Genomic DNA, 2,451 nt, shown 5'->3' with positions numbered 1-2,451 from the left:
GCCTTGCCGAGCGTCCCCATGATGACATCCACAGAGTGCGTATCCAGTTGATAGTGCGCGAGGGTTCCTCGCCCCTCTGCGCCCAACACGCCCAAGGCGTGGGCTTCATCAAGAATGATTCTGGCCCGATAGCGGCGGGCAAGGGTTACGATTTCAGGCAGGGGGGCGAGATCACCGTCCATACTGAATACACCATCGGTGATGATCCACGCCTGCCCCGAAGTACCGCGCTCCAGCAGCTGCTGCAAATGCGCCATATCGCCGTGCCGGTAACGCTGCAGACGCGCCCCGGACAGACGCACACCATCCACCAGAGAGGCATGATTGAGACGATCGGCGTAAACCCGGTCCTGACGGCCGACCAGGGCGGAAATAATTCCCAGATTGGCCAGATAACCACTCCCGAAAAGCAGCACGGCTTCCACACCCAACCAGCCTGCCAAATCTGCCGCCAGAGCCTGATGGGCCGGACGCTCACCGCCCAGCAGGGGGGCTGCGCCGGCGCCCACCCCACTGCGTTCCATTTCGGCAATGGCTGCCTGTCGTAACGCGGGCTCCCTGCTCAGACCCAGGTAGTCGTTACTGGCAAAAGAAAGGAGTAAGCGACCTTCCGCATCCACAAATTGCGGACGATCGGCGTCCGGGTCCGGTTGCAGAGACTGCAACTCCCGCCATAGTCCCTGCCGACGAATATCCGCAAGCTGCGTACTCCAGGTATTTTCTGCTGTATCAGACATAGCTTCTTATAAGGACGGGTATCTACCTTGTCAATGTCAGCCCGAAGCGCCAGAATCCATAAACTACAGCCTCCCACTTTCGCAAAAGGTGTACGGATTCCCTTGCCCCGCTTCTCGCTGCAACCGCTTTACCAAAGCAGACGAAAACTCACTCAGTGGCTTTTCCCGGAACATTGTCGCGCCTGTGGCGTGGTCGGTGCCGCCCTCTGCGAGGCCTGTGCCCAGGATTGGCCTCGCCTGCCAGAAAACCGTTGCAGTTATTGTGCATTGCCGCTCCAGGCCAACGGTGACTGCCCGGTATGTTCTGTAGAGGCGCCCCAGTACGATCATGTCTACACGCCTTTTGTGTATGCCGAACCACTGAATGCTGCCATTCTCGCCTGGAAATTCCACCAGCGTCTGGACTGGACTCGGGCCTTGGCGACGACCTGGGCAGACAGTTGGGGAGCGCAGCCACCTTCGCATCCAGAATGCTTACTACCCGTGCCCCTGCACCCCAAACGACTGCGCGAGCGCGGCTACAATCAGGCGCTGCTGCTGGCCCGCTATTGGGGAAAACGCTGGCGTATTCCGGTAAAGGTTGGCGTGTTACGACGCTGTCGGAATACCCGTCACCAGACCGGACTGAGTGCGGCCGCCCGGCGGGAGAATCTGGATTCTGCCTTCACCCTGCGGGGCAAATTGCCCGACCATGTGGCCATTATCGATGATGTGATGACGACGGGAACAACAGCGGGGCAAATTGCCGAGTTATTGAAAAGTGTGGGTGTGCAGCGTATTGATGTCTGGGTTCTGGCCCGCGCCCTGCGCGAAACGGTCCCTGCCCATGCCTGACGTTTTTTTGCACGTCATCCTTTATGAGCCGGAAATCCCGCCCAATACCGGCAATGTTATCCGGCTCTGCGCCAACACCGGCGCGCGCCTGCATCTGGTAGAGCCCTTGGGCTTTGCCTGGGATGATCGTCGCCTGCGCCGTGCGGGACTGGATTATCATGAATTTGCAGAGGTGCTGCGGCATCCGGATTGGCAACATTGCCTGAACGCGCTGCATGGAGCACGTATTTTTGCATTCAGCACCAAAGGAAAAAACCTGTATCAGCAGGTGGCTTTTGAGGAAGGCGATGCCCTGCTGTTCGGACCGGAAACGCGTGGTCTGCCCACACCGATTCTGGAGAGTCTTCCCACCAGTCAAGTATTGCGTTTACCCATGCGTCCGGGACAGCGTAGCCTGAATCTTTCCAATGCCTGTGCTGTTGGGGTATTTGAAGCATGGCGGCAATTGGGATTCAAGGGCGGCGTTTGAAAACCAAACCCGGGGAGCACACGTTTCTGGCACAACTTACGGGCGCTGTTTCCGGCATAACGGGACGTTGGATATTACTGCTTGTGGGCAGTGTCCTGCTGAACATTTTATTCCGCTTCTGGCAGATTCCCGCCGCAGCCCTGTTTGCCGGTGTTGTTACTGGAATCGCCGTCAACAGTCTCGGGAACCTGGCTTATCCCCGTCATTTTTCCCGAGCCGGGCAAGCCATACTGGGCATGGCTATTGGTTTGATGTTTACGACTGCTGCGCTGGAGGCCATTTCCGCCCATCTGCTACCCATATTGCTGGTAACAGCTGGCACCCTGATTTTGAGCCTGGCTTCTGGTTTGCTCTTCAGCCGCTGGACGCAGATCAAAGCCAGTACCGGTCTGCTGTCCATGACTGCAGGAG

At 58.1% G+C, this 2,451-nt stretch carries 4 protein-coding genes; 3 read left to right on the top strand and 1 reads right to left on the bottom strand.

Annotated elements, in window-relative coordinates; all coding sequences use genetic code 11:
- On the bottom strand, positions 1–737 hold a 737-nt coding region (locus tag AC2VLY_RS07590; RefSeq protein ID WP_486922041.1), incomplete at its 3' end, for an aminotransferase class I/II-fold pyridoxal phosphate-dependent enzyme.
- A gap of 102 nt (positions 738–839) precedes the next feature.
- Between AC2VLY_RS07590 and AC2VLY_RS07585 the strand changes: the two genes are divergently transcribed.
- From AC2VLY_RS07585 to AC2VLY_RS07575, 3 genes are all read left to right on the top strand, one after another.
- Positions 840–1,571: a ComF family protein gene (locus AC2VLY_RS07585; protein WP_486891774.1), complete on the top strand. Its 732-nt coding sequence runs from the start codon at positions 840–842 to the stop codon at positions 1,569–1,571.
- Positions 1,564–2,040, top strand: coding sequence for a tRNA (uridine(34)/cytosine(34)/5-carboxymethylaminomethyluridine(34)-2'-O)-methyltransferase TrmL (trmL, locus tag AC2VLY_RS07580; RefSeq protein ID WP_486891773.1), 477 nt, complete (start codon positions 1,564–1,566; stop codon positions 2,038–2,040). The genes AC2VLY_RS07585 and trmL overlap by 8 nt, the downstream gene beginning before the upstream one ends.
- Positions 2,037–2,451, top strand: a 415-nt coding sequence (locus AC2VLY_RS07575; protein WP_486922040.1) for an AbrB family transcriptional regulator, incomplete at its 3' end; no start/stop codon positions are given. The genes trmL and AC2VLY_RS07575, both read left to right, overlap by 4 nt.

The organism is Acidithiobacillus sp. TH-A36, assembly GCF_057473445.1.
Note: the sequence above shows the minus strand (reverse complement) of the source record. Positions and strands in the feature narration are given on the sequence as shown.

What these genes read in the sequence shown, in the direction of transcription:
- trmL (WP_486891773.1), top strand. Translation starts at nt 1,564, where the DNA reads ATGCCTGACGTTTTTTTGCACGTCATCCTTTATGAGCCGGAAATCCCG.